Source organism: uncultured Kriegella sp., from assembly GCF_963975415.1.
In the GTDB taxonomy this organism is placed as follows: domain Bacteria; phylum Bacteroidota; class Bacteroidia; order Flavobacteriales; family Flavobacteriaceae; genus Kriegella.
In genome coordinates this window covers 217,799-240,795 of the sequence record NZ_CAXBGN010000004.1, presented here as the reverse complement: position 1 = coordinate 240,795, position 22,997 = coordinate 217,799, and the positions used below count along the sequence as shown (strand labels likewise).

Genomic DNA, 22,997 nt, shown 5'->3' with positions numbered 1-22,997 from the left:
AAAATAAAATGCGAGGTTAACTTGGGAAAAAAACAACACCGCTCGAAGAATCTCTTTTTGCTCCCGTTACAGAACACAGTACATTAATGTCGTGTTCCAAGCGCAAAGCGCCCATGAGAGCAAAAACAAGTGCTTCTTTAAACGCTATGATAGTTTTTGACGGAATGACCACTTCAACGGTTGTACCCAGTTTCTCTTGCAGTGTTTCTATCAGAAAATGGTTCAGGGCACCTCCGCCGGTAACCAGAAGGGTATTTTTAGATTTGGTGGTATTCGCCTTGACTTGAATTGCAATTTGTTCACAGATATGGTGAATACTTGTGTTCAAAAGGTTTTTCATGCCATCGGTCGTACTATCGACAATGGGCGCCACCTTTTCAATAAACCATTCATAACCTATAGACTTTGGAAAAGGAAGTCGATAATACTCCAATGCATTCAATTGCCGAAGCATTTCGGGGTTGGTTATTCCCTGCCTCGCCAATTGACCGCCCGCATCATACGATAACAGCTCTTTTTGTGTGATGTGGTTCAATATCATATTCGCAAGGCCTATGTCATAAGCCAAGCGCTGTCCTCGTTGTTCGAACGAAATATTGCTGATACCGCCTAAATTCAGGCAAAAATCATATTGCTCGAAAAAAAGACGATCACCAATGGGTACCAAAGGTGCACCTTGACCGTTGAGGGCGACATCATTGGTACGAAAATCACAGATTACTTTTTTTCCGCAGGCATTGGCCAGGTGTTGGCCTGAGCCGATTTGAAAGGTGAATCCTTTTTCTGGGCGGTGATGGGTAGTATGCCCATGGCTTGCAACACAATCGACATCCAATTTATATTCATCGATAAAGGTTTTAGTCTGTTCGCCCAGCCAAGTGCCATAAGTAGCATTGAGTTCTAACAAATCTTCTGCCGAAAGCGAGATGGCGTTTTTGAGTTTCCCGTGCATTTCTTGGGAATACGTTATGCTTTTGGCCTGTTTGATTTCAAATGACCAATTTTCAGATGCCTTCCAGATATGACAATATACAAGATCGAGACCGTCTAATGAAGTGCCCGACATTAATCCGATAATTTTTTTTGGTTCCATATAATTCGTTTTAACCTTTCATTTGACAAAAATGTTATTAGAATACTTGAAGTATTATTTTTCACCAGTCGTGACATGGTGATACTCTAAAAGGTTTTCATCTGACGGCAAAATCGTTAATTTTTGTTTCAACTACGAAAAGCTGACGTTTGTCCATTATTATATTTTTGTTTTCGGCTCTCTTTTTTCAAAAATACACAAAACTACGGCAGCTATTTTTCGAATTGCGCTAACCTTAAAAAAAGAATCTGCCTCTTGTTAGTTCCTTTTTGCACTAAACTCAAAAAGACATACATTAGCGCTGTTAATTTTTCAAAGTATCGGTTTATTCTTTGGATTTAATCGATTAAATCTGAAAACTGTTGCTCTTTTTCTTAAAACCACCTGATGAACTATTCTAAATATCCCATTTGCCTTTTATTGCTTTCAATAGTTGTTTCATGTACCGAAAAAGCTTCGGAAGTAAAGGAAACATCCGAAGAACAACCCATGCAATTGTTGCCTTTTACAACGTTGGAATTAAACGATATGTCAGGCTTCAAAAAAACAACGGACAATTGGCAAATTGTCGGAAGTGCCTATGCCGACCGTAATAAAGAGCAAACAATGACAGGAGCTGATGGTACCGGCGTATTAATTAATTTGCCTGATGATGCAAAAAAGGACCATCTTTTTACCGATTTTGAGCATGGCGATATCGAGTTGGAATTGGATGTAATGATGCCTGTTAATTCGAATTCGGGATTATATTTTCAGGGCCGCTATGAGGTTCAGCTTTTTGATAGTTGGGGGAAGAAAGAACCTGAGTATTCCGATATTGGCGGTATATACCAAGGTGATGATAAAGAAGGAAGAAAAGGTTTCGAAGGTCAAGCCCCTAGGGTGAATGCAGCGAAGACACCCGGTCTTTGGCAGCACTTTAAAATTATCTTTCATGCGCCCAAATTTGATTCCAATGGAAAAAAAACAAAAAATGCGTGGTTTGAAGAAGTACGCTTGAACGGGGAGCTGTTACATGAAAATTTAGAAGTCACGGGACCCACACGCGCTGCTGCCTTTACAGATGAAAAACCTATGGGGCCATTTATGATCCAAGGAGATCACGGCCCGGTTGCCATCAAAAATATAAGGTATAAGTTGTATCAAGATAAAAAAGTTTCTTTGGTGGGGGTTAAAATGGCGGAATATGAAAATGAATCAAAGACATTCCCAAACATAGATAGTTTAACACCGATTCGAGTGGTTACTACCGATTCAATTTCCTCTCTGATGGCAACCGGGGAAAGACCCCAGAAGCTATTGGTATATACAGGGGAGCTGTCCGTTCCTGAAGACGGTGACTACCTCTTCGACTTCAAGTTGAGTCAGGCGGGCGGAGCTCTATTGATCGATAATGATACGCTGATTAGCCTGAACGGAAATTACAATTTAGATGACCCTGGGTTTGCAACGATCTCTTTAAAAAAAGGTAATGTACCTTTCAAATTATTGTACAACAAGCATAACCGTTGGGCTCGTGGCTTAAAGTTGGCGGTAGAGGGCCCTGGATTGCAAAAGCAAAGTTTGACGGCAGTCGGTTCAATAGATTTCAACAGAGGGAAACCGGCCCGGGAAATTATGGTAGAAGTAGGCGACGAACCGATAACCCAGCGTGGTTTTGTAATGCACGAAGGCAAAAAAAGAACGCACGTCATTTCGGTAGGTATGCCCGAAGGTATCCATTTCGCTTATGATTTGGCCTTTGGCTCGCTTATAAAGGCCTGGGATGGTAGTTTTCTTAATACTACACAGATGTGGCATTCTAGGGGAATCGAACAATTGGCGGTACCGGCCGCTTTTAATGTTTCGGTACACGGTGATCCAGATTTTGAGTTCTTAAAGGATGACCTTACAGTATGGCCTGACACTATTCCTGTGAACGTGGTACAAAAACAATTGGGATATGAATTCGATGCTCAAGGAGTACCTACTTTTTCTCATGAGATTAACGGAACGGTCATTACGGACCGCTTTGTTCCGGTGAAGACCAATAGGGGCTTAAAACGTACGACTACAATTTCAGGAGAGGAGGAGATATGGCATAAAATAGCCGATGGTTCAAAAATAGAGGCATTGCCAGATGATACTTATATCATAAGTGATGAAAACTATTTTGTCGATTTTTCCGGTAACGACAATTTAGAGCCTATCATACGCCATGTAAACGGTAAAGACGAGCTACTTGTAAAAATAGACGCAGGGGAAGATACTATCAATTACAGCATTATCTGGTAAATAAAAAGAGAAACATGCAAATCAGTAAAAAAATAGCAGCATTAGTATTTTTAATAAATTTAGGCTCCCTTGTTTCGGCCCAAGACCTCTCTGAAATGGCGAGGAAGGAAACAGCCTATTACGATATTGTAGACGTTCCCATCCCTGATGATGTTTTATTGGAAGTTGGGGGGTTGGCCTTTAACGATAAAGATCAGTTGGGGGTTTCAACCCGAAGGGGAGAAGTGTGGGTTATTGATAAACCCTATGGAAAGAAACCTGTTTACAAGCGGTTTGCCCATGGTTTACATGAGCCACTCGGACTTAATTTTAAAGACAACAGCTTTTATCTTTCCCAAAGAGGAGAACTTACCCGTTTGGAAGACAAAAATGGGGACGGCAAAGCCGATTTGTACAAAACCGTTTACTCTTGGCCTTTATCGGGCAACTACCACGATTATTCTTATGGCCCTAAGTTTATGGATAATGGTGATATGTTGGTGACACTCAACCTCTCTTGGATAGGCCATGGGTCTAGTTTGGTAAAATGGCGTGGCTGGTTGTTAAAAATTACCCCAGAGGGTGACATGGAACCTATAGCTACTGGTCTACGCTCTCCCTCAGGTTTTAATATTAATGCGGAAGGCGATGTATTTTACACCGAAAATCAAGGCGATTGGGTAGCCTCCGGAAGAATGACCCATTTGGAAAAAGGCACTTTTGCAGGTAATCCGGAAGGGCTTCGATGGAGTGGGGAGCCCAATTCACCTTTGAAACTGAAACAAGATGAAATTGAAAAGGAATCAGGGCTGACGCTTTACGAATATGCTGAGAAAGTTCCTGCATTAAGGGCTCCCGCAATATGGTTTCCACATACGATTTTGGGTATTTCGACTTCCGATATCGTTTATGACACTACAAAAGGCAAATTCGGACCGTTCGAAGGTCAGATGTTCGTTGGTGACCAGGGACACAGCAAAATTATGCGGGTGTTTATGGAAAAGGTAAACGGTGTTTACCAGGGAGCAACATTCGCTTTTCGAGAAGGTTTTTCATCAGGTATTTTACGTATGCTGTGGGGTAGTGATGATAGTATGTTCGTTGGTATGACAAGCAGGGGCTGGTCGTCTACGGGAAAAGCGCCTTACGGACTTCAGCGTCTAAAGTGGACAGGGAAAATGCCGTTTGAGATAAAATCGATGAAGGCGTTGGATGATGGTTTCGAACTTGAATTTACGAAACCCGTTAATAAGGCATTAGCCAGTAATCCGGCGACCTATAAGCTTACTACCTTTACCTACAACTATCACTATATCTATGGAAGTGATATTATTGATCGCGAAATCGGTATGATAGCGAATGCCGAAGTGGCGCCAGACGGACGTTCGGTGAAATTGACCGCCCACGGCATGCGTCTTGGGTTCATACACCAATTGGAAATCCCAGAGCTGAAGGCGACCTCGGGAGAGTTATTGTTACATGACACCGGTTATTATACGTTGAACGAAGTGCCTGGAGGAACGCTAAAATCTCCTTCAATGTCAACCAATGCATCTTCTGATAAAAGCATAGTTCAGCCAAAAAGAACGGTTGAAATGCCCGAAAGTTGGGAAAATGGTGCGGAAAAACAATTGGTAATAGGTACCTCGCCGGGCTTAAAATATGACGTGACCGAAGTACGTGTGAAGCGAGGAACAAAACTCGAACTTACCTTTAACAATAACGACGATATGCTTCACAATCTCGTGATTACGGAAAAAGGAAAAGAGTCGGTTGATGAAGTTGGTAGATTGGCATTGCTTCTTGGTTTAGATGGTCCTGACAACAACTATGTGCCCGATACCGAATTGGTTCTGAACCACACCGGAATTTTACAACCGGAATCTTCTGAAACGATTTATGTACAGATTCCCGATACTCCCGGCGAGTATTGGATCGTGTGTACCTTTCCCGGGCATTCTTCAATAATGCGTGCCAAATTGATTGTGGAATAGTCTTCAGCTAAAAATGGGATTTTAGGGGAGGAGTTCGTCTTTCTCTTAATATATTGGAGAGAGAGAATTGAAATTGCGAAGCAATTAAAATCCTAGCAAACCCTTTTTGAGGTTATAGGTGTACCGGTAGTTTTCCCACGGCGTCAAATTCTCCTAAAAAGTGGGCAGCTGCAACTTTTTGAAACGTTTTAAAGTTTTGATATACGATGATGATGCCTTCGGCCTTTTCGGTATCAAAAAGATTAAGCAGATACGGATTTCCGAATAGGTACAACACTACATTTTTAGTGCTGAAAAGTGTGTTTATTGCTGTAATTTCTTCATCGGTAAACCCGAAATTATGGGCAGGCTTGACTTGTTGCGGGAATAAGGCCAAAAGAATATTTTCCTCACTGTTAGTGTTTGTTTCAGTACTATAAAATCGGTTAAACTTTTTATTTTCCGATAAATAATTAAAAAAATGATTCTCAATAGGTTGTGTGTTTTCAAGTCCTGCAAAAGATGTAGTCGAGAATTTAGCTAGCGCTTCTTCCGTGCCTTTAAAAAGAGTCAGACTCTTATGGGCTATTTTAAGGTTGAGTTCATCCGCGTTTGTGAGTGCCATGCTAGATTGCAACCCTTGAATTTGAATCGTTTTTTCTTTAAGCTTCCAAATGCGTTGAAAGCTTTCTTCAATTTGCTTTTCAGAGGCGTTTTTTAAGATAGCCTGAATACCTTCAGAACAATTTTCCGAGAAACAGAGCACATCATTTCCCGCTTCAAAGGCCAGCCATTCCAATTCGCCCTTAACCGGATAATCTTTTGATATGGCATGCATATTCAGGGCATCTGAAATGACAACTCCATTATATCCCATTTCTTTTCGCAATATTTCTTTAATAATAGTCTTGGAAATACTTGAAGGTGTCATTTTTCCCTCCGCTAATGCTGGTACGGATAAATGTCCGACCATAACGGAATCGACCCCTTCATCAATTAGTTTTTGAAACGGATAAAGCTCATTTTGGGCTAATTCTTCCTTTGATTTGCTGATCAGGGGTAGTCCCAAATGTGAATCGGTGGCCGTATCGCCGTGGCCTGGAAAGTGTTTTATGCTGGTTAAAATACCTTCGCTTTGTGTTCCTTTTATAAAAGCCAATGCCTTATCTGTAACTTGATCCTTATCTTCACCAAAAGAACGATAACCGATTACCGGATTATTGGGATTGTTGTTCAAGTCGACTACAGGGGCTAAATTCCAATGGATACCGGCCATTTTACAATCCAAAGCAATATTTCTACCTACTTCAAAAACAAGGTCACAATTGTTCTGAATAGCCCCAAGGGTAATGGCATAAGGGTATTGAGGGGTATTCTCGATACGCATGGCAAGGCCCCATTCGGCATCGATGGCAATCAAAAGGGGGTATTTGGCTGCTCTTTGATAACGTTGGATTAAATTTTGAAGCGTATCAAAACTCTTCGCGTTATGAACCACTTTCTTTTTACCCTCGAAATTGGTCGCGGCACTGGCACGACTGTGAAAAAAACAGAGTCCGCCAACGCCCTCTTTTGAAATCAGGTTTTCTATCTGCTGTATTTCTTGTTCGGTATCATTAATAAAAGCTGCGGGCATAAATAGTTGTCCGACTTTCTCGGATTGGGACAGTTGTGCACGGGCTATTTTTAACGAAGAATTACTATTCATTGGAAGCTGTTGTTTTCTTTCCGAAATCGGCCGGATATTTTATAAACTTCAATAATAGTAGCGCGGGTAGGGCGGCAACGACTACCCATACAAAAAAGCCACCATAGCCCAACCATTGCTGCATATACCCACTGATCATACCTGGTAACATCATTCCGAGAGCCATAAAACCTGTAGCAATGGCGTAATGTGAAGTTTTAGAAGGACCTTCCGCAATATAGATGAGATACATTAAAAAGGCCGCGAACCCAAAACCATATCCGAATTTTTCAAATACCACGGTTGCGGTTACCGCCACTATATTGGTTGTTTTGGTCATTGCCAGAATAGCATAAAGAACGTTTGGCAAATTAAGGGAGAGTACCATGGGGAGCATCCATTTTTTTAATCCGTCCCTTGAAATCAAAATGCCTCCCAGAATTCCGCCCAATGAGAGCATGATGACGCCGGCTGTTCCAAAAATAGTCCCCAATTGCTCTGTAGAATACCCCAATCCACCTTTTTCGGGGGTATCGAGTAAAAAGGGAGCTGCCATCTTTACCAATTGCGATTCTCCGAGGCGATAGGTAAGAATAAAAGCTAATGCGATTCCGATATTTGGTTTGGTAAAGAACGATGAGAACACCTCTAGAAAGCCTTTCGGTTTTTGTGTGACAATATCTGAAGATGTTTCATACTTTGGCGTAACAAAGAAGTTGGAAACGGTCAATAGCAACATTAGAAAAGCCGCGGCCGTCATGGTGATACTCCACGCCTTGGTATTGTCTCCATATTTGTTTTCAAGAAATCCGGCCAATACAACGATAAGCCCTTCGCCGGTGACCATGGCCAGACGATAGAACGTACTCCGCATGCCGACGAAGAACGATTGTTTTTTTTCCGTTAAACCGAGCATATAATAGCCGTCAGAGGCAATATCATTGGTGGCAGAGGCGAATGCGGCCATCCAAAAACAGGCCAAAGTGGTTGTGAAGAACATATTGGTCGGTAAGGTAAGACCAACCCCGAGCAAGGCTATGGCTATGAGCAATTGCATGCTTAAAAACCATTTGCGTTTTGTGCTTTTGAGGTCTACGAACGGACTCCATAATGGTTTTAATACCCACGGTAAATATAAAAGGCTGGTGTAGAGTCCGATATCTTCATTGCTGATTCCAAGCTTTTTATACATGATAACGGATACCGTAACGACCAGTACGTAGGGAAGGCCTTGGGTAAAATAGAGGATGGGCACCCATGCCCATGCCCATTTATCTTTTTGAACCATCGAATGCAATTTGGTTTAAATGTACCAAAATCGATTTGTTTTCCCATCTATAAAAGAGGAAAAGCCAAGCAAAAAACCTTTGTTCCCAGCTTTTTTTAGGAAGTTGATCCAGTGAAAGGATTTTAATAAAAAATCACCAATTGCAGGGAATAAAAAAACCGCCAAAAAAGTAAAATAATACATTACTTTTTTGACGGTTTGGTTTAAAATACCATTTGTTGTTTTAATCGAACTTATGGCGTACAAATGCTTCCATGGCAGCATAATCTGACAGTCCAAGTGCACGGTAACGTGACGCGGTATCTTTATTGCGTTCTTCGGCGCGCATCCAAAATTCCCTTGAATCGTCACCTTGAAACATCACCCCGTCTTTTTGTGATTGATGGCAGAATATGGCGAACCGTTTTTTGAGTACCTGATCTGGGCTCATCGGTACGGCCATTTCAATTTCATTGATATCCCATTCGTGCCAAGCACCTCGGTAAAGCCACAACCAACAATCACTCATAAAGGGCTCTTCTTTCAGGCGCTTCATGGCCTCGAAAACTGCATCTAGACAAACTTTATGGGTACCATGTGGATCGGCAAGGTCACCGGCTGCATAGATTTGATGGGGCTCTATTTCTTTAATAATATCCATGACAATTTTGATGTCTTCATCGGAAAGATTATTCTTTTTAATAGTTCCCGTTTCATAAAAAGGAAGATCTAAAAAGTGAACATTGGCATCATCAAGGCCTAAATATCTTGTGGCGGCATATGATTCACCTCTCCGAATATTTCCTTTTAAACTTCGTACCTCAAGAGAATCAAAACTACTTCCCTTTTTGGCTTTGATAGAATCTATTATAGTTTGTGCCTTTTCCGATGGCGCTATTCTCTTTGCTATTTCTGCAAACTTTAAAGCTTCGGTATCTGAAACCGCAATGTTACCAGAAGTCTGATAGACCACGTGAACGTCGTGTCCTTGTTCGATCAATCGATCGAAAGTACCTCCCATGGAAATAACATCATCGTCAGGGTGCGGACTGAATATAATGACTTTCTTTTTGGCGGGAAGTGCTCTTTCAGGTCTGTGCGTATCATCTGCATTGGGTTTGCCACCAGGCCATCCGGTGATGGTATGTTGCAGTCTATTGAACATTTTTATATTCAGGTCATAAGAATCTTCAAGAGCCAATAGCCCCGACATTCCATTGTCATTATAATCTTTATCGGTTAAGCTTAAAATTGACTTTCCTGTCTCGTTACAAAGCCATACGATGGCCTTTGCACTAAGATCTTCTGTCCATAGAAGTGATTCATCTACTAACCATGGCGTTTTGTTACGGGTTAGCTCTGAGCCGGCTCCATCATCCAATACAAAGGTGCAATTATCGTGTTGCTGTAAGTATGTAGCGGGTACATGGGAAGAAATATCGCCCTCAACTGTCTTTTTAATAATCTCGGCCTTATTTTGTCCCCACCCGAGTAAAACAATCCGTTTGGCACTTAGAACTGTAGCAATTCCCATTGTGATGGCCTTTCTGGGTACATTTTCTATACCTAAAAAAGCAGGTGCGGCATCGACCCTTGTTATATGGTCTAGGGTAATTACACGGGTGCCCGAATTATAGTGAGACCCTGGTTCGTTAAAGCCAACATGCCCTGTTCGGCCTATACCCAAAAGTTGAAAGTCGAGTCCGCCGCTATTCTTTATTTTCTTTTCATAAGCCAAGCAATGTTGAATGACTGATTCTCCAGTAACTGTTCCATCTGGAATATTAATGTTTTCCTCGGGTATATCGATATGATTGAACAAATGTTCGTGCATAAAGAAATGATAGCTTTGCCGGTTCTCACGTTCCATGGGTAAGTACTCGTCTAGATTAAAGGTAATCACATTAGAGAAGCTTAATCCCTCTTCATTATGCATTCTTACAAGCTCTTCATAAACCTTTATCGGAGACGACCCTGTCGCCAATCCAAGAACACAGCTTTTGTTCGACGACTGCTTTTTTCTAATAAGATTGGCAATCTCTTGGGCAACTTTGATAGAAGCTTCGTTCGAATTTGAAAAAATTACATTATGTATTTTTTCATATCGGGTTTCCTCAAACTTTCCAACGGGTTTGTAGCTGATGTCAGTACCATCTCTTTCTAAAATCGTTTTCATAAACTGTTCTATTGTTCTGCCAATTGGCTATTAAAATCATGCAAATGTAGGCAATTTATTTCATATTTGCTGTTTTTTGCAATGTATAGATGCTGTTTTATGCTTTTTTTAAGTGATTTGTAATTAAAAGCTGTTAAAAACAGCATATTCGTTTAATTCGCTATCTTTGTTTTTATATAGTGTATTTAATTCTTAAGAGTATGTTAAAAGAGGAAAGGCATCAAACCATATTGAGCGAGGTTGAGCTGCACAATAGAATATTGTTGACCGATATAGCCGAAGCCTTGGATGTTTCTATTGACACCGTTAGAAGAGATGTAAAAGAGCTTGATTCCGATAATAAATTACGGAAGGTCCACGGAGGAGCTATTTCCTTAGGATTTAGGTCGAACAGCACACGAAACGATAACATTTATAAATTAGACCAAAAGATTAAAATAGCGGAAAAGGCATTGGCTTTGTTGAAAGATGGCGGTGTGATTTTTTTAGATGGGGGTACCACCTGTTTAGAGTTGGCGCGATTGATTCCGGCAAACCTTGACCTAACCTGTTTTACCCATAGTTTGCCCGTGGCGATGGAGTTGCTTACGAAAAGTAATATCACGGTAATTTTAGTAGGCGGGCAAGTCTCGAGAGAATCACAGATTTCTATTGGTGCAAATGCCATTCATAATCTTTCGGAAATTAAGGTTGACTACAGTTTTATTGGAACAGGGTATGTTGATTCTTATTACGGGCTTACCGAGTTCGATTGGGATATTGTTCAGGTGAAAAAGGCGATAATAAAATCATCTAAAAAATCTGTACTTCTTTCCATTTCCGAAAAGTTGAATTCACAACATCGGTATAAGACCTGTGATATCAACGCCATAAATACGATGATTACCGAGCTGGAACCTGAGAATGAATTATTAAAACCTTTTCGAAATCACGACATACGTTTGATTTGACAACTTGAACTATTAAAAGTTGAACAGGAAAGAATTCTTTGTGGTATTCCCATGAAATCTCAATGTATTCTATTTGGATAAAGAAATTCTTGCAAATGGGATTCTAGGCCATTTTATTTTGCTTTTCTGCTTAACTTTGCACACACACAAATCTTAAGACTATGAACTATACTAAAATAACCGAAGCACCTTCAAACCATGACAATTTGGAACAATTGGATACCATGTCCATACTCCAAAAAATGAATGAGGAAGATAAAAAGGTTGCTGAAGCCGTTGCATTGGTCATTCCGCAAATCACAAAATTAGTCGATGCCCTTGCCGAACGTTTTCAAAAAGGGGGGCGCTTATTTTATATCGGTGCGGGCACTAGTGGTAGATTAGGCATTCTTGATGCATCAGAGATTCCACCAACTTACGGGTTGCCCCATGATCGGGTTATAGGGCTTATTGCGGGTGGAGATACCGCTATCCGAAAATCAGTGGAAAATGCCGAGGATGATTTCGATCAAGCTTGGAAAGATTTAATGGCTCATAAGGTTACGGAAAATGATGTTGTAGTGGGAATTGCCGCATCGGGAACAACGCCCTACGTATTAGGGGGGCTATCCGAAGCTCAAAAACACGGTGTTTTAACCGGGGGCATTACCAATAATCCAGGTTCTCCTTTAGCCGAGTTGGCTGACATTGCCATCGCAATGAAAGTGGGACCCGAATTCGTGACAGGAAGTACGCGTATGAAAAGCGGAACTTCACAAAAATTGGCACTGAATATGATTTCTACGGCCTTAATGATTAAGATTGGTCGCGTAAAGGGGAATAAAATGGTCAATATGCAATTGAGTAACGTTAAACTTGTCGATAGAGGCGTTCGCTATGTTTCCGAGGGGTTGGGCATTGCGTATGATAAAGCTGAAATTTTGCTCAAAAAACATGGTTCAGTGAAAGCGGCTCTTGATGCGGGTCAATAATTATTGTTTTTGAATGGCCGATACCTCGGCAACAGTGACCATAGTATCTGAAGTATTTCCCCAAGAGTTCATGACGTAGTTCATCACATCGGCTATTTCTTCATCTTCTAAGCCTAAGGGGGTCATTATACTGTTGTAAGTAACCCCGTTTACGACAATCTCTCCTTGTTGACCGAATTTCACACCCCGAATACTGGCTTCCCTATTTTTGGCAATATAATCTGAAGCGGCCAGTGGGGGGAAGGTATAAGCTACTCCTTCGCCTTTTTCCAAATGACAGGTAACACAGAAGTCCGCATATATTTCAGCGCCGCGCGCCATACTTTCTTCAAGTTCTTTTTCTTGAATTAAAAATACAGAGAGTGCCGTAATGGATATGATGTAAAGTGAAATGAATAATTTCATTTAGGTAGTGGTCTAAACTGTTAAAACGAAGACTGTTAAAATGTAATCGACATAACTTTTTATTAAAGCTAACTCTTTGGGATTAATTTGAAAATGCCTTTACCTTCGACGGCCACGTAAATTAGTCCGTCCGGGCCTTCTTTTACGTCACGTACCCGTCCTTCATCGGCAAGCACTTTTTCACGGCTGACCACCTTATTTCCCTCTAGAACCAATCGTTCTAAGTATTGAAATTTCAGCGACCCAACAAGAATACTTCCTTTCCAGTCTCCATAATTATCTGTGGTTACAAAGGCCATGCCACTAGGTGCTATAGATGGCACCCAATAATGTAAGGGCTGTTCCATACCGGGCATCTCAGTTTTGTCGGTTATGGGCGTACCGCTATAGTTGATACCGTAGGTGATTACCGGCCAGCCGTAATTTGCACCTTTTTTGATGACATTGATTTCGTCTCCCCCTTGGGGACCATGTTCATTGTCCCAAATTGCCCCTGTTTCCGGGTGCTTGGCCATCCCCTGCGGGTTTCGGTGGCCATAGCTGTAAATGGCCGTTTTAGCACCGTTGGTACCCACAAAAGGGTTGTCTTCAGGAACACCCCCGTCATCGAACAAGCGATAGATTTTACCACCATCTCTTTTGATATCTTGCGGATTCTCGTCCCTTGCACCACGCTCTCCAATGGAGAAATAAAGGTAACCCTCATTGTCAAATTCGATTCTTGAGCCAAAATGTTGGCCCTTGGTCGTGTTGGGCGATGCTTTGTATAGTACTTCTTTCTCCACCAAGGTGTTATTTTGCAGTTTGGCCCGCATGAGTGCCGTATGACCTCCTTTTTCTTCTCCGTCTGAAGAGGCATAGGTCAAATAAAGCCATCCATTGTTTTTGTAATCGGGATGCAAAGCTACATCTAGCAGCCCGCCCTGGCCTCTTTGATATACTTCCGGCACATTGGAAACTTCGGTTTTCGAACCGTTTTTAAAATGAATCAGTTCGCCAGATTTCTCGGTTATAAGCATGCTGCCATCGGGTAGAAAGGACATGCCCCAAGGAATTTGCAAACCACTAACTAAAAGTTCCGTTGTAAAGGGGGTTTCTTTCGGTGTATTTACTTGATTTGTAGTGTTCTGTGCACAGGATAAATTGAGCGATACAGCGATTAAACATAGGTATACAATACTATTTCTCATAATCCAGCGTTAAAAGTAATATTATAATGTGGCTCAAAGAGCTAAAGATAAAGAGAAAAATATAAGTTTAAATAATTACGCCAAAGAATGTTCTGATTCCCAAATCAAGGAGATTCTTTTAAAATATAACTTAACCTATGCTCCCAAAAAAAACACGGCATTTTCTGTATGCTGTATTATTGCTGATGTTTTCGGCAATATGTACCTCGGCTATAGCAAACCCTAGGGTCTTTGATATTTTTGAAGGGATAACCTCGGTTTTGGATATTGAAGCAACAATAGCCAAGAAAGTCGACGTAAAAAGGAATTCGTCTGAAATCGCTTCGGCGAAGTCTGCAATATCAAATAATCAAGAAATGGATGCGGCAATGAGTACCGCGACATTCGCAACGATTATTGAAGGTGCCGACGATATCGTTAATTGCACCAATAACGGTTTTACGATTGCCCGGTTTATTTTGTGTGGTGACTCTGATGATAGAAATATTACACTTTCCGGTGGTCCGTATGGGGATGTTACTTGGGAACGGTTGACCGGTGCTCCTGCAGATACGAATTTAGAATGCCCAAACACCAATAGCGCAAATTATACACATGTTACGTCTGACTCGAGCTTTGATTTAGACGCTTCTTCAATATCTTCTACAACCGGGGCTGAATTTAGGGTGCGTGTCAACGGTTCTGGTGCCTATTACTACTTTGAAGTTGTAAAGAGTACGATTAATCAAACATTTACCAAGAAAGATTTTATTTGTAACAACCCGGGGCGAATAGAGCTTACGGGGCTTCCAAATAACTACCAATTTCGAATTAGGGAAGGTTCAGGTGGTTTTAGTCCCTATCAATCCTCTTCGATTTTTTCCGATTTGAATCCTGGGTTTTATACCGTTCAGGCACGATTGAATATTGATGGTCAGGTTTGTGAGTATTTGTATGATGTTATTGAAGTTAGACAAGTTGATATTCAAATTGATGTAACCTTTACAAATCCGGTCTGTAGCGGTGAAACAGGAAGCATCGATGTAATGGTAAATCCTGAAGTGCCCGGGCCTTATGTGTATACTTTGTTGGATGAATATGGTGCCGAAATAGAATTTACTTCGACCATTTCCAGCAACACGCATACGTTTAGTGCCGTAAGTGAAGGAACTTACGCGGTTAAGGTTGAAACCAACGAGTGTAAAGAAGATATCCCTAACGGTATTCCTGCTCCGATCCAATACAATGATACTAGCGGAAATCCTATTGCAATAGGTACAGGCTTATCTCCAATAACCGTGACCAGTGATACTAATGGTATGAGTTTCGGTTGTCCTCCGCCATCGGGCGTTGAGAGTGTTGATATTGATATTTCGGCAACAGGTGGCTCAGGTGTTTATAGTTATACGGTTAGCGATGGCGGGGATTCAGGAGGAACTTTCACGGGTACTAGTACGTATAACGTAACTTCTCCGGGAACATATACCTTTTATATTACAGATGATCAAGGATGTACGGCCGAAAAATCTGAATATGTTGCATTATTGGACCCGCCGGATGTTACTGCTGGGCCTATTTTAGGCACTTGTACCAATGGTGGAGGGAAGGTTGAATTCACGGTCACTGATCCCAAGGGGTTCAATTTAGAGTTTAGGGCAACGAATAATGCAGGTGACCCTTGGACTTCCTCTCAAATCATACCTGTTGCAGACGACACCTATAATATAGTTGAGGTTCAATATTCACAGGGAGGGTTTACATGTGTTTTGTCGTTACCGCCCGTAACGGTGACTTCCGATGGGGGGCTAACGGGTAGCGCAAGTTTGACGCAAGATTATACCTGTGCGAACGGTGGTGCTATAATCGATTTTGCTCCAACTACTGGTGGTTCTGGTACTGGATACGAGTATAGTGTTGACAATGTTAATTATCAGTCAAGTACAAATTTCACAGGTTTACTGCCAGGTACTTATATTCCTTATGTTCGAGACGACGCCAACTGTTATCAGGCATTGCCTCCTATTACTGTGAATGATCCGGATCCGCCATCTGCCATTAATTTTTTGCAAGATGATTTAGATTGTGCCGCAGGTACGAGTAGGGTGACTATAAATGTGACCAGTACAGTAGCCATTACCCAATATGGAGTCATTTCACCCGCACCTACCATTACGCAGGCAGGGAATGTTTTTAACGGGTTAGTTTTAGATACGGCTTACCAATTTGAGATTACTGATGCTAATGGTTGTGTGTATCCCGCAAGTTTCACCACTGGTGGTCTTAGTTCTATAAGGGCGCAGGTTAAATCGGGAGGAGACAGAAAGGTATGTCCTTCGGCAACTGATGGTACCGGGGCTTTTTTAATCGATGGGTTTGAAATAGATAGTCCGGGGACGGATTTTAACTATACCATTAACCGAACAACGCCACCTCCTTCTAGTACGACTACAGTATTTACCAGTGGAACGAGTAGTGATTTGGAGATTCCGATTTCAGGGCTAGGGGCAGGTACTTATGAGATTACAGTAACCGATAATGATACAAATTGTACCTCAACGGCTTCTTTTGATGTTGAAGAGGCGGCAACACCACTTAACGTTACACCAAATGTAACCCAAATGAGTTGCCAGAACGGAAATGTGGGCAGGGTGCAAGCCACTGGCAATGGCGGTTTTGGTGGATATAAGTATCAATTAGAGTGGCCAGCACCTTCGACAACCGTTCAAGGGCCTAAGAGTGGTAGAACATTTGGTAACTTGACAGCAGAAGGGGAATACATTCTTACGGTAATAGATTCTGAGGGTTGTGAGGCTGAAACCCGGTTTACATTAACGGCATTACAATCTCCTTCCATTTCTTTGGTTAGTGCCTCGTACTGCTATAATCCCATAGCTACCCCAACACCAGAGTACGGTTCTATTACGGTATCTTCTACAGGTGGCGGTGCAGGCCATCAATATAGAATAAATTCAGGATCATTGCAGGCCAGTCCGACATTTACTGGACTAGTTCCGGGCACCTACACGGTGGAGGTGGTTGATGCCAACAACTGTTCGGATCAACTAGCACCTATTACCATCCCTCCGCAGATTCAGGTTACCCTTGATATTGCTAATGAAATTCCTTGTGGTGGTGATGGGGAAATGGATGTCACCATAAATGGAGGTGATATTTCAAATTTAGCCGCTACTTCATACACCATTGAATATAGAGATGTGGCTCCCAATCCTTTTACTCCGGTAGCCGGGTATAATGGAGTTACTTTACCATCAGGTTCTTTTTCGCATACGATTCCTTATGGTGACCATGGTGATTATCGTGTAAGCGTAACTGATATTAATGGATGTACCACAACTTCAGAACCTATTACATTTTCAGAACCTACCAATATTATGGCTACGCATCGAATTGTGGGACCGAGTTGTGGGGATCCAAATAGTGGTTTTGTAGAGATAATACCCACAGTTTCCTCAGGGGTTCCTCCCTTCCAAGTTGTTTTCGCACCAGTAGGAGAGCTCAGGTCCAACCCGTTAGATCCAAATATTAGCCCAGATCCAACCCCAGGTACCGTTTATTCGTATTCTTCCCAAACAATCTATTCAGGTTTGGCCGCGGGAGATTATGAATATGTAGTAAAAGACGATAGAAATTGTGTTACTGCGGTAATTCCAATAAGTGTGGTGGCTGACGCTACGGCATCTCCAGATGCGACCGTAACTCCCATCGATGCCACCTGTGGTTCAGGTGCACTTTCAGGAGGAGTGACTATTAATAGTATTACACCGGGTAGTCCTGACTATACAGTAATAATCGAAGATAACTTTGGCAACCCTTATGTGACCCAAAATGATATAACCCCAGGTGATTTGCCTTTGTCTATTACTCATTCGAGCTTGGCGCCAGGAAACTATCAGGTGATTATTTTAGATTCAAGAGGGTGTAGGGATATTGAACCAATTACTATAAACTCGGCCACTTTGGATATTAACCCTACATATCCACCGCCTCCAGCAGTATGTGCTCCTTTGGGCACCACTGTATGTGTTGACATTACTGGTGGTACCTTGCCTTTGAATTATGAAATACGCCTGACCGATCCAGATCCTAATGTTGGCTGGACCGCACCGAACAGTCCGCCTTCAAACCATTGTTTTACGGGACTTTTATTTGGTGTTTCGTATACGGTCGACGTTCGCGACGTAAATACAGGTTGTATTTATTCCGAAGTAATAACATTGCCCGATGGACCGGGGCCTGGCGTAACACTAGATGTAGATGGAGCTACATGTAGAAATGGTGATATTGGCCTGAACTATACCATTTCATCCGGTACGGGTCCTTATGATGTTGTTATTACAAATTTGGATACCGGTGCTGAGGTTTATAATGTTACTGGTTCCTTCGATACTACCCTTGCTTCAGCTATTACAGCGCCATCCGGACGTTATGGTATAGCTGTAACCGAATCAACTGGTTGTACTGCCGGTGATGAAGATGAAGCTATTTTGAATACGCCGAGAGTTGATGTTATAGATAATCAAAACGCAAATTGTAATGAGTTGGGTCAATTAACGGTACGTGGTAGTGGTGGAACTCCGTTTCCTACAGGTAGTCCATATTTATATGCTTTTGTTCCTGCCGGAAATGCCGTTGATAATGATGGTACGTTGACACCGTCGGACCCCTCCGATGACTTTAGTGATGCTTCTACAGTTGCCTTACCGGGTGCCCTAGCACCAGGAATTGACTATGATATTTGGGTCAAAGATTTTAATGATTGTGCCTATAGAATTTCGGCAGCGGTAATACAGCTCAATCCTGATTTGCCTGATCCAACAATTAGTGTAAATAATCAATGTGATGTGACTACACCGGTCGGCGGATTTACCATTACTCTCGAAATGGGAGGCGACATTGATACGCCTACATTCACTTTGAACGGTATTAGTCAAACACCGGCCTACACTCCCGGTACACCAACGCAGGCCGTATTTACCGTAAACAGTGTGGGGTCTTATCCTGTTAATGTCATAGATGCGAATGGTTGTGATGTAGATGTTGTTGCTGAGGTCTATCAAGTTTTATCTGCTTCGGGAGACTATACTTCAGAGCCAACTTGTGAAGATTCTGATGGTATAATAACAATCAATGCAGATGGCGGCAGCGGAGATTTTACCTATGTGTTGACCGGGAATGACTTTCTTGGCAACCCCATTAGTATTACCGACCCTAATAATGATGGTGTTTTTGAAAACATGCCATCAGGTGATTATCAGGTGGAAATAACAGACAATCAGGTGGATGATGGAGTGAATAACTGTACCTTTCTTGTTGATGATATTATTCGTGAGCGTCCTATTCAACCCGTTATTGATGATGTTGGAGCTACAGATATTAGTTGTAATGGAGCTGCTGATGGAAGCATCAATGTTTCTTTGGTTGTTGATGCAGATCCTAACCTCAATCCGAATATAAAAGAATATAATCTATATAGTGGCACATTGCCTTTGCCACCAAGCCCAACTCCAATAGTTACAAATGCTTCAGGTTCTTTTCAGAGTTTAGGTCTTGGAACTTATGTTGTCGAGGTGGTTACCGATAGAAATTGTACGGATCAAGTCGAGGTAGATATAAATGAGCCACCAGTTTTTGAAATCGATGCTATTGCAGGAACTTTGGTTTGTGAACCCGGTGCAAATCGATTTAGCACTACAACAGTTTCTGCCGTAGTGACAAGTGTAGGAAACGGAGCTCCTAATGGTTATAAAATTAACCTAAGCGATAGTTATCAGTCCAGTTCAGATTTTTTAATTGTAGACACAGGATCTGATCAAGTTATCACAATATACGCAATCGACTCAAACGGGTGCGAGTTTAGTGATTCTGTAACGGTATTGGCTCCAACAGCGGTAACTGCTACAATTACACAGATAGCTCCTATGAACTGTGAAGATCCCGAGCGAATTCGTATCGATGTGGTAGGGTCGACTGATTTTACGATTGAAGATCAAGGGTCATCTACTGCCTTTGTTGCCGATCAGGTTGTCAGCGGTGCCAGTTTTGTCGAATTTGATTTGCCAATGGTAACCGGGGAATATCGATTACAGATAAACGATAATGGAGGATGTACATACCCTATCGAAGCATATTTTGTGAGTGAACCCGTACTACCTGTAATAACAATTAGTGAATCGCAACCCGTCAGCTGTTTCGGAACGAGCGATGCACTAGTGAATATCAACGTTTCGAATTTTACTGGGGCTTATCATTACGATGTTTATTACGCAAATGATCCTGGTTTTAGCGGAGGGGCTTTTGGCACCGTTTTAGGTTCGGGTGATTTAAATACAAGTACGAATCCGGAAACCATTTCGGGACTACCTGGTGGAAATTTACGTGTTGTGGTCAAAGAAATTGATGATCCCAAATGTGAGGCGTTTAGCAATTTATTGAATATTCGCACTCCGAGCGGACAGCTTTTGATCACCACTATGACCGAAGTAGGCCGTGTAGGGTGTTCGGACGATCTTGGGGAAATAACCGTCACAGCAGAGGGTGGATGGGATAGTTCTGCCTATGAATACATGCTCGAATACGAAAACCCGGTAGGCAGTGGCTTTGCGCCTCATGCCACATATGGTACCTTTGCGGCCAATGGAACCAATGATCAATTCACAGGGCTTTCCAGTGGAAATTACCGCGTTACCGTTCGTGATGCCGAAGGCTGTACAGCCGACATGGAACGAGAGCTTATGGAGGTTCCCCAAATTGAGGCAGAAGCTATAATAACCAGAGAACTTGAGTGCCCTCAGGGCAGCGATGCCGTAATTGTGGCAGTAGAGCCGGGAACAACAACCCCGGGAGCTATTGGAGGTATACCTGGAGCAGGCTATCAATACCGATTATTACATTTGAACAGTAATGATAATACAGATATAGCCTCGTCCACAGGTTATCAGGCAAATCCTGATTTTGTAGGAGCAGCGGGTACCGGTGTAATTTCGGGAGGATGGTATGCTATCGAGGTAGTTTCTACATCGAATTGTGGTACGGTCACCGCACCTTTAAGGGTGATACCACCACCACCAATAAGTCCGGCTTTGATTCAAACTTCAGTTCCAGCCTGTGGCAATATTGCTACGATGAAAATTAAAGTGAATAATCCGCAAGGTGGCACCTATGAATATAGGGAGTATAACAATCCTGCCGATCCTTGGAAGCCGATCGATGAAATCGATGCTGTAGACGGAAACCCCGTAAAAACGGGAATCCCAGGTACAATTGGGTCATCTTATCGTTTTGAGGTGCAAAAGGTAGGGTCTCTAAGTTCTTGCTTGGCCCGTAGTACCAATGGTATTACCATTACCGATGCCGATCCACTTACCTTAGATCCGACATCGCCAACTTTTGATATTTCGTGCGCTTATGAGGTAGATGGAAGAATCGAAGCTATAGCAAATGGAGGAACCGGTATTTATGAATTCCGTATTTATGATACCGATCCGGGATCTGACGCATTTGCTGCCGAATTTTTGCCGACTTACAATGGTAGGGCCGTACAAGATTATGGTACTTTTGAAAACTTAGATTCGGGCGATTATTGGATTTCCGTTATCAGCCGCCAGAATTGTGGCATTGTTGAGGGTCCATTTAGTATTGCTCCCGCAGAACCGGTGATAATTGAATCAAGTAGTTCAGATGTAACCTGTAATGGTGCTGAAGACGGTGAGATTACCATGACGGTTACTAGTGCAACCGCCGGACTTGTGCAGTTTGCAATAGAGCCAAATCTCAGCGAATTTTTTAGCGACCCGGATAATCCGATGGTATTTACTTTTCGGGATCTACCCGCTAAACCTGTAGGGGAGTTCTATACGGTTTTAGCACAGGATGCAGAAGGCTGTCCCCAAATTTTCCAAGTTCCTGTTCACGAGCCAGAAATTGTGCAAGTCACAAATTTGGAAACAACTCCAGAACTGTGTATCGATGCAAGTGACGGAACGGTAACTTTTAATGTGACGGGGGGGACTCCTTTTAATGATATTTCTGTAAGTTCGACACCTTATTATGAATATAAAATAGAGATGATTGCTCCAGTAAATGAAACAGGTACGGGCATGTTTGCTCCATACGATGGACAGACTATCGGAAACCTCCAAGGTGGCGCATCATATGCTCTTTATATTCAAGATGTAAATCTTTGTGCTACAACGGAAGTGTTTACTATCGGAATGGGTGTAGACCTCATGGCAGAACCTATTGTGCAATATGGTTGTGAAGGTATTTTTCCAAATAGCACAGTAACGGTTGAGATGCAGGATAATAGCGTAATGCCCCAATTACTATTCTCTTTAGATGTTGATGATATTAATATAGCCGATACGCAACGTGTTTGGGGTGATTTGCCTGCAGGCGATCATACGGTCTATATTTACCATGAAAATGGTTGTGTAAACAATGTGACATTTAACATTGAGTCTTATGATCCATTAACATTAACAGCAATAAAGACAGCTGCCAATGAGCTCACAGCAAGTGCCGAAGGCGGATATGGAGGATATGAATTTTTCTTCCAAGGGGAATCTACCGGAACGGAAAATGTATTCACCACCAATGAAAGTACCACAGTTACGGTTGAGGTACGGGATCAGAATGGCTGTGTGGCCAGTGTAACAATTCCTTTTGAATTTACGGGAATGTTGGAAATTCCTAATTTCTTTACGCCTGATGGTGATAATAACAACGATGTTTGGTTTCCGAAAAACAGGGACTTCTTTCCGAATATAGAAGTGAAGATTTACGACCGGTATGGTCGGGTTGTTGCCGTATTAGATCAGGTGATGAACTGGGATGGTACCTACGAAGGCCATAATGTACCTACAGGTGATTATTGGTATGTAGTCAATGCCAATGATAAAAGTAAGTTACGCTATGTAGGCCATTTTACCCTATACAGATAATTTTTTGGTGATGGTCTGGAGTGTTTTATGATATTAAAGTAAAAGAAGTGGTCCGTGGATAATGAGTTCCCCCCAAAACGGATCATTTCTTTT

Annotated in this window: 11 protein-coding genes; 5 read left to right on the top strand and 6 right to left on the bottom strand. The window is 42.1% G+C overall.

Going from position 1 to position 22,997, the window contains the following annotated elements:
* Positions 1–16: 16 nt before the first annotated feature.
* Complete coding sequence (locus AACZ88_RS10625; protein ID WP_339709711.1) at positions 17–1,093, bottom strand: anhydro-N-acetylmuramic acid kinase; 1,077 nt, start codon at positions 1,091–1,093, stop codon at positions 17–19.
* Positions 1,094–1,480: 387 nt separating this feature from the next.
* Between AACZ88_RS10625 and AACZ88_RS10620 the strand changes: the two genes are divergently transcribed.
* A complete protein-coding gene (locus tag AACZ88_RS10620) occupies positions 1,481–3,367 on the top strand; it encodes a family 16 glycoside hydrolase (protein ID WP_339709709.1) in 1,887 nt (628 codons plus the stop codon).
* Positions 3,368–3,381: 14 nt separating this feature from the next.
* Positions 3,382–5,340 (top strand): plastocyanin/azurin family copper-binding protein, encoded by a 1,959-nt coding sequence (locus AACZ88_RS10615; RefSeq protein ID WP_339709707.1) that lies wholly within the window; start codon positions 3,382–3,384, stop codon positions 5,338–5,340.
* Positions 5,341–5,452: 112 nt separating this feature from the next.
* Here AACZ88_RS10615 and AACZ88_RS10610 read toward each other — a convergent pair whose 3' ends face one another.
* The 3 genes from AACZ88_RS10610 to nagB all read right to left on the bottom strand — a co-directional run bounded on the left by AACZ88_RS10610 (position 5,453) and on the right by nagB (position 10,449).
* Complete coding sequence (locus AACZ88_RS10610; RefSeq protein WP_339709705.1) at positions 5,453–7,027, bottom strand: glycoside hydrolase family 3 protein; 1,575 nt, start codon at positions 7,025–7,027, stop codon at positions 5,453–5,455.
* On the bottom strand, positions 7,020–8,294 hold the full coding sequence (locus tag AACZ88_RS10605) for an MFS transporter (protein ID WP_339709703.1): 1,275 nt from the start codon (positions 8,292–8,294) through the stop codon (positions 7,020–7,022). The genes AACZ88_RS10610 and AACZ88_RS10605 overlap by 8 nt, the downstream gene beginning before the upstream one ends.
* Positions 8,295–8,517: 223 nt before the next feature.
* The gene (gene nagB / locus AACZ88_RS10600; RefSeq protein ID WP_339709701.1) at positions 8,518–10,449 is read right to left on the bottom strand and encodes a glucosamine-6-phosphate deaminase; all 1,932 of its coding nucleotides are present in this window, start codon (positions 10,447–10,449) and stop codon (positions 8,518–8,520) included.
* 200 nt (positions 10,450–10,649) lie between these two features.
* Here nagB and AACZ88_RS10595 point away from each other — a divergent pair, with 200 nt between their 5' ends.
* Both AACZ88_RS10595 and murQ read left to right on the top strand, forming a co-directional pair.
* Entirely contained in the window at positions 10,650–11,399 is a 750-nt protein-coding gene (locus tag AACZ88_RS10595) for a DeoR/GlpR family DNA-binding transcription regulator (protein ID WP_339709698.1), read from the top strand.
* A gap of 161 nt (positions 11,400–11,560) precedes the next feature.
* Entirely contained in the window at positions 11,561–12,370 is an 810-nt protein-coding gene (gene murQ / locus AACZ88_RS10590) for an N-acetylmuramic acid 6-phosphate etherase (protein ID WP_339709695.1), read from the top strand.
* Here murQ and AACZ88_RS10585 read toward each other — a convergent pair whose 3' ends face one another.
* On the bottom strand, positions 12,371–12,775 hold the full coding sequence (locus tag AACZ88_RS10585) for a cytochrome c (RefSeq protein ID WP_339709692.1): 405 nt from the start codon (positions 12,773–12,775) through the stop codon (positions 12,371–12,373).
* 68 nt (positions 12,776–12,843) lie between these two features.
* Positions 12,844–13,965: a PQQ-dependent sugar dehydrogenase gene (locus AACZ88_RS10580; RefSeq protein ID WP_339709689.1), complete on the bottom strand. Its 1,122-nt coding sequence runs from the start codon at positions 13,963–13,965 to the stop codon at positions 12,844–12,846.
* Positions 13,966–14,102: 137 nt separating this feature from the next.
* Here AACZ88_RS10580 and AACZ88_RS10575 point away from each other — a divergent pair, with 137 nt between their 5' ends.
* A complete protein-coding gene (locus AACZ88_RS10575; protein WP_339709686.1) occupies positions 14,103–22,904 on the top strand; it encodes a T9SS type B sorting domain-containing protein in 8,802 nt (2,933 codons plus the stop codon).
* The last annotated feature ends 93 nt before the right edge of the window (positions 22,905–22,997 follow it).